6 protein-coding genes and 1 pseudogene are annotated in these 6,620 nt (G+C 46.1%); 3 read left to right on the plus strand and 4 right to left on the minus strand.

All coding sequences use genetic code 11. The features are described 5' to 3' along the window. The 3 genes from IQ260_RS25300 to IQ260_RS25310 all read right to left on the minus strand — a co-directional run. The coding region (locus IQ260_RS25300; protein ID WP_193995854.1) for a mechanosensitive ion channel family protein at positions 1–853 on the minus strand (853 nt) is incomplete at its 3' end. A gap of 66 nt (positions 854–919) precedes the next feature. Then, positions 920–1,963, minus strand: a complete 1,044-nt coding sequence (locus IQ260_RS25305) for a mechanosensitive ion channel family protein (protein ID WP_193995855.1) — start codon at positions 1,961–1,963, stop codon at positions 920–922. A 648-nt stretch (positions 1,964–2,611) separates the two neighbouring features. Then, on the minus strand, positions 2,612–3,100 hold the full coding sequence (locus tag IQ260_RS25310) for a hypothetical protein (RefSeq protein ID WP_193995856.1): 489 nt from the start codon (positions 3,098–3,100) through the stop codon (positions 2,612–2,614). A 209-nt stretch (positions 3,101–3,309) separates the two neighbouring features. Here IQ260_RS25310 and IQ260_RS31935 point away from each other — a divergent pair, with 209 nt between their 5' ends. From IQ260_RS31935 to IQ260_RS31560, 3 genes and pseudogenes are all read left to right on the plus strand, one after another. Further along, a complete protein-coding gene (locus tag IQ260_RS31935; protein ID WP_407657757.1) occupies positions 3,310–3,405 on the plus strand; it encodes a transposase in 96 nt (31 codons plus the stop codon). Next, positions 3,401–3,855: pseudogene (locus IQ260_RS25315) on the plus strand (transposase); the annotation flags it as partial. The gene IQ260_RS31935 and the pseudogene IQ260_RS25315, both read left to right, overlap by 5 nt. Positions 3,856–3,942: 87 nt before the next feature. Then, positions 3,943–5,625: an AIPR family protein gene (locus IQ260_RS31560; protein WP_193995857.1), complete on the plus strand. Its 1,683-nt coding sequence runs from the start codon at positions 3,943–3,945 to the stop codon at positions 5,623–5,625. 103 nt (positions 5,626–5,728) lie between these two features. Here the strand turns inward: IQ260_RS31560 and IQ260_RS25325 are convergent. Further along, positions 5,729–6,620: sucrase ferredoxin (locus IQ260_RS25325; protein WP_193995858.1), on the minus strand; the 892-nt coding region annotated here is incomplete at its 5' end.

Raw genomic sequence — 6,620 nt, forward strand, 5'->3', positions numbered from 1 at the left:
GGGCTAACCCCTGCTCTTTTAGAGATCTTTCAAAGTCCAGGTAAAGCATGACCATCACCTTTTTACCACGGGTGACATTTTCAATATCTAAATTGGCCAGGGTATTGTTAGGAATAATCACCAACGTACTTTTGGCCGATGTTCTTAATTTTGTAGACCGTAGGCCAATTGATTCTATGCGTCCGTATACATCGGCAGCATGGGGGTTTAGACTCACTCGAATATAGTCACCAGGAACAAAAGGCCGATCTAAATAGAGCACTACCGTACTGATCAGCTGTTCTAGGATTTTTTGGGCCGCAAATGCGATCGCTAAACCACCAATCCCTAAACTCGCCATCAATCCAATCAAATTGAAGTCTTGGCTTTGGGCAAATGCTAGCACCGCAATAAACCCAATCATCACGTTGACAACGGTTTCTAACACTAAGAGTAGTTCATCGACTTCCCGTCCTAGCCGTCGGATAAGGTCGATGCCATAGACCCTGAGCAACTGACTAAACAGACGTGAAGCTAACCAGGCAACGCTAATAATCACTCCCAGATTTACAAAGGGTCTTAGCAAGCTATATAGGCTTGAGTAATCTTCTCTCAGCCAGGTTAACGATAGGGAGATTAACGTAAAGGTACCAGCGGCTCTAAAGGCACCATGAACTGGATGAATTAAGGTCTCATAAATGACACTGCTCTGCTGCTTTGAGAACCGATTGACAGCCAGTCTGACAAATCCTGGTGTGTAGCGCCCTATAAAGATTGCAATGAATACAGAGACGATAAAAATAAGTATCTTAGGAACTTCCAGCAAGCTTGGAATCTCAATCTGAAGAACTTCCAGAAGACTTGAAAAACTCATCTTAAAATTTATCTTAGAGGATGTTTAAAGGCGAAACCTAATCTTGGATACTTTTCATACAACCTCTTAAACCGCGATGGGAGAATCTACATAAATCGTAGGCGCTTTAATATCAAAATCAATTCCGTACTCCTGTAAGCGATAGGTAAGATTTTGATTCGCAATATCCAAAAGCTGACGACGAATTCTCATGGAATCATCACTAGACCCTAAAATAAAAAATGTGGCTTGGGCCTGGGTATGACCGCTCTCTGTATCTTTCCTAAAGGCGATGTCTGTGCCACGGTTATCGAGACCTGAAACATCTTGGGTCGCATCCACAATCACCTGACGAATCAGAGCCTGCTCATCCGCTGAAATCTTTTTACGAAAATTCAGATAGAGCAGCGCCATGACCTTTTTAGCACCGGTAAAGTTCTCAACGGTGGACTGTATAATGGCATTATTGGGAACAATCGCCAGGGTTCCCTTACCGGATGTGCGCACCTTCGTGGATCTCAGACCTATGGCCTCCACTCGTCCGTAGGTGCCGTCTGGCAGACCGATGTAGTCATCAATATTAAATGGGCGATCGACGTAGATTACAATTCCCCCCAGTAGCTGCTCTAATACTTTCTGGGCCGCAAATGCGATCGCAATTCCCCCTACACCCAAACTAGCCACTAGGCCAAAAACATTAAAGTTATGGGTCTGACCAAATAGAATTGCAAAACCTACCACAATGCCAAAGTTGGCAAAGAATTTACCCAGAATCAGTAACTCACCGTTGGCTTTTTGCCCCTGTTTTGCAGCAGCACTCAATACATAGCTACCAAAGTACTCCTTGAACAAACGCGACATCAGCCACCCGCACGAGAGGGTCAGCGCTAACGTTAGTAGTGTCTCCAGTGAAGAGTACCAAGACACCTCTAAAAATACTCTAAAAAACAGCCAAGCCGCTATGTCTAAAAGCCCCAAGGCGATGACACTAATCAGAAGGCTTTTTCGCGGCTCAATAACCTTCTTGTAAAAGTCACTAATCTGGGGTGCAGTAAAATGGCCGATAGTCTGGTTAATCAAGAGCACGTTAAACGGTTCTAACAGGGCAGTAGCAGCAATATTTTCATCCATCAGACTAGCAGTGGACGCAATCTAGCGCATCTACCATCAGGGGTAGATAACGCTAAAACCTTACCCTCCCAAAGTTTATCCTTGCTGTTAAATAGCGGCTCAATAACTGACCATACAACAAAGGGGGAGCAGGTTTGAAACCTGTCCCCCCTGATTACATCACGACATCATGCAATGTCGAAATTAATGTAGAAAATGTCAGTTACGACATTCCTCCCCGTGTCATTAAGCTTTGAACCAGCGATAAAACACCGCGAACACCCAGCAGATAAACAGCTGTGGACGTCAATATAATTTCGGGGAGATTTGCACTTGTAAACATGCACCCATCTCCTGTTACTTACAACAACAGCACGGCTTTAATAAAGCGTGCAAGACTTTTTTATCAGTTGCTTCGGTTCTCATTAGAACAAAGAACCGTAATTTTGTCAAATTTCTAGCATATAGTAGCGAATTTGACAATAAAAAGCCTGCCCCTTCAGAGACAAGGCTTTTCGCTACAAAACAGTTCGGCATTACGACAATATAGTCTAAGGAGCTAAATTATCCTGCCTTTGACTACTCCCCGACCAGAAGGTGCGGGGATTCCCTGGTCAGTGACATAACTTTCAGATCCAGCGTTGCCGCCAGCCCCAAAGAGGTCGTATCTCACAGGGCGTTTTCCTTGTCTAGCAAGGTACTTCCCGTGTGCCCCACGGTAGCCAGTCCTTTGTTCAGAATGTTGATAGCTGCATTTTCATCTCTCTCCAACTTGCACCCACACTTGCAAGCATGAGTCCGATTGGTGTTTAGCAGTTTCCAGCCAGAGGTTTTGTATTCCACTGACCGGGCAAACTTCTTGAACGTTGGATAGCCAACGAGATTAATACCTTTCTTGCAGTTGTCGTAGAAGCGACTAATCGAAGCCCATGCACGGTCTGCGTGGGCTTGCCTAGCCATGCTGTTGAGTTCATTCGCAAACGGAAACTCCTTGGCAAGCTGCTTACACAGCTTGCTTAAGTCGTATTTAGACGTACCTTTAACGTCTATCCACAAGCGCAAAGCCTTGTTCTGCACCAACTGACCCGTGCGAATGGCTTCATCTATTGCAGCAAACTGCTGAGGCTTTGCTTTGACCTTGTACTCTAAAATCAACATAGTCTTACGCTAACATGTTGAGCGTAAAGTACGGCTAAGTATCTATAAATACTGAATGTTCGCTACACTCACCAGGGAGACTCGCGATCTACATCCCCGTGCTGAAGCACCGGGCTTTACCTGCGTTCTACCAAACCCTCTTAGATTCGGTAAAAAAGCTCACACAGTGTAGGCTAAAAGTTACGTACTTCTTTAACCTTGTATGAGCCATGCCCAAAGCCTACACCAGTAGTCTCAGTCGTGACCAATTTGAATTTATTGAACCGTTACTGCCCCACGCAAAACCGGACGGTCGCCCTCACTAACACCATGGTGCACGATGAGGTCGGCTACAATGCGGGCAAATAGACCAAGGGACGACAACGACATGCCGTTGTCGACACGTTGGGACTCTTGCCGTGTGTCGTGGTGACCACTGCGAGTATGCCTGAGCGTGAGGGCGGAAAACGGGTGCTCGAAAAAGTCTCTCACCTAGGCGATGCGGTGGCCCGTCTTTACTTCATTTGGGTGGATGGCGGGTATCGGGGACCCGCCTTTCTTGAATGGGCAATGGACTCATTGCGATGGGTGATTCAGTGCGATCCAAAGAAGCCAAGGGCTTTGTGTTACTCAAAAAGCGATGGGTGGTCGAACGCACCTTTGGGTGGTGAAATTGGTACCGACGCTTGAGTAAAGATTATGAACGCTTACCCGAATCCTCCGAAGCCATGATTTACATTGCCATGACACGACTGATGCTCAGGAGACTAGCCTAATTTGATACCACTCTCTACTTTTAAAACATCCTCTTATAATATTTCACCGAGAAATTTCTGGGAACGCACCGCGCTTATACTGATTCGATGAATATCAATGCTTCTATTATTGACCAGCGCTTAGCCTCAATTATCGAGGCTATTGGACAACAGGCTGCGGAAGAACTCGGGATTAGTGACTCAGGCAGGCTTAAATCGCTAGCTTTTGTAAAACTGTGCGCTCAAACCATCTTAGATCTAGAGGACGATGACACTTTCGACTGCCTAACTGAAGGCGGCGGAGATTTTGGTGTCGATGCCATGCATATTTCCGAGGAATATGATGGTGAGTTTACCGTCAGCCTATTTCAGGCCAAGTACAAAAACAATCTAGAAGGTGACTCTAACTTCCCTGAAACAGGCATAGAAACCCTAATAAATGCAATTCAATACTTATTTAACCCAGCCGCCACATTAGAACATATTAATCAGCGATTACTCGCTAAGGTCGAAGAAGCTCGTAGCCTGATCCGAGATGGATATATCCCACAGGTTCGGGCCTTAGCCTGCAACAATGGCCTGCCGTGGAACGCATCAGCCCAAGAAGCCATTGACCGAGCTGGCTTCGGCGCTCAGGTTACTTGGGAGCATGTCAATCACCAGCGCTTAGTCACTATTCTTCAAGCATCTAAGCCAGTCAAGGATACGTTGCGGCTCAGTGGCAAAGCCATTGTTGAAGACATGGACTTTAGCCGAGTATTGGTGGGAAGAATTTCGGTAACCGAAATAGCAGCACTAATTGAGCGGCATGGAGAACGATTATTAGAACGCAATATTCGTCGTTATCTAGGGTTACAAGGCAACCGCGTTAACGAAGGTATTCGTGATACTTTAACCGGTGATGAAAAAAATAATTTTTACTTCTATAACAACGGCATAACGTTAACCTGTGACAACTTTTCCTATAACGCACTCCAAGATGGTGATTACCAAGTGCGGGTTGAAAATTTACAGATCATTAATGGCGGTCAGACCTGCATGACCATATTCCAAACGTTGCAAAATTCTGATTTGCTTAGCCAAAATACCCGAGCATATGTTCTCCTCAGGCTGTATCAGTTGCCTAGTGAGAATAATGACCTAGTTCAAAAAATCACCTATGCCACCAATAGTCAAAATCCAGTGGATCTTAAAGACTTACGCGCTAACGATCAGCGTCAGCGAAGACTAGATATAGATATTCAACAACTAGGATTTAACTATCGGCGTAAGCGCTCTGGCACTAGTATTAACCGGACTGCAGACATCACTTCAGGGGTAGCCGCAGAGGCAATATTGTCTGTTTGGAGAGAGAAACCCCATCAGGCAAAGTTCTTCTCTCGTGAGCATTTTGGGAAATTGTATGACTCAATATTTACCGATGGGCTAAATGGCTCACAAGCTGTTATTGCTGTTAAATTGTATAGAATTTCCGAAAATCGCCGTAAGCGCCCCGACCCCAACGATCCTGATTTTGTTCGCTATGCGTCATGCTTCATTGCAATGCAAATGGGACGAAGGCTTCTAAACGATATGGGCATTCAACTGATGGATATTAGCCACCAGAATTTTCAGATTGCCCAACAGCTGATTGAACAAAATGGTGACGCATACTTCGATGCCGCCGTACGCGATATTCAACAGGCACTGCAGAATCTCTATGGAGAACAAAAGATTTCCTTGCAGCAGCTATCGGCCACATTCCGGCGCGGTGATTTAATCAATAGGCTTCAGCAGATTGAGATTAGTTAGGGATAAGGATTTTATAAGATCCAAAAATTAGTGCTGAAGAGACATTCCATGGAACGTCTGTACGGTCAATTATCAGAATTTCAGCCGGTTCTCGCGTTATTGATTACCCCGTTTTACGATGAGTTAATGGAGCAGAGACAGGTCTTTGGCCAGATTCAAGCCGATAGCTTAGTAGCTCGTTGTTTTTTAGCTTGGCTGTATATCGCCGTAAAGAATGCTTAGGGAATTGAAACCAAAGCTCGGCCCATACGTAGCCCTGGTCCTGTTTGAGAATATGACCGCTAGCCCGTCCCTGTAGCCAATCCCATTGATGCTGCTGGAATAGCTCTGCCTCTAAAATTTGAAGTGGCTTGGGCAACATACTCCAGCCGCGATAGGTGGAGAGTAATGGTTTAATATCTCCCTGCTGTTTGAGCAAACATAGAAGAGATTCCTGATCGAGGTTGCCGTAGTAGCGCCCCTGAGGAAAGTCAATCAATGTGGGGGCAAAGCGATGGCCGCCAATGTGGCTGATCTGCCAGGGTTGAACCTGCTGGGTCAGCCCTAGCTTGCGAATGGTTGTAATTGCATCTTGGTAAAACGGATACCCATACATCCCACAGCACTCATTATGGCTCGCATGGGTACAAATCATCAGGTGTCGTTGACCCGCAAGGGTTGGTCGCCAACCAGCACGATTATGCTGTAGAAACTGCTCCAAAGCAGGAGCCATGTCTGCTGCGCTATCCACCTGGATTTCCCAGGCTTTATATTTCCCTAGCAATTGTGTCCTTCGACCTGGAGAAGCCTGGCCCGGCCGCTGAAAAATCAGGATGCGCCGTCGGTCCGACGTTTGCTCATTGGCAATCAGATGTACCCGGACGCCCGAACTGAGCAAGGGTTTGACCACCTGTCTCAAGGCTTCAGGGATGCCGGGTGACAGGAGCGCTGGCTTATCCCAAGGCTGGGGAGTTTCGAGCAATATGAAGGTATCGGCGGGGACTGCCGTGCCAACT

The sequence above is a fragment of the Leptolyngbya cf. ectocarpi LEGE 11479 genome (assembly GCF_015207065.1).
In the GTDB taxonomy this organism is placed as follows: Bacteria; Cyanobacteriota; Cyanobacteriia; order Phormidesmidales; family Phormidesmidaceae; genus Leptothoe; species Leptothoe ectocarpi.

Excerpts from the sequence above, each read along its gene's own strand:
- IQ260_RS31560 (WP_193995857.1), top strand. The coding sequence starts at position 3,943 with ATGAATATCAATGCTTCTATTATTGACCAGCGCTTAGCCTCAATTATC.
- IQ260_RS25310 (WP_193995856.1), bottom strand. The coding sequence starts at position 3,100 with ATGTTGATTTTAGAGTACAAGGTCAAAGCAAAGCCTCAGCAGTTTGCT.
- IQ260_RS25305 (WP_193995855.1), bottom strand. The coding sequence starts at position 1,963 with ATGGATGAAAATATTGCTGCTACTGCCCTGTTAGAACCGTTTAACGTG.
- IQ260_RS31935 (WP_407657757.1), top strand. The coding sequence starts at position 3,310 with ATGCCCAAAGCCTACACCAGTAGTCTCAGTCGTGACCAATTTGAATTT.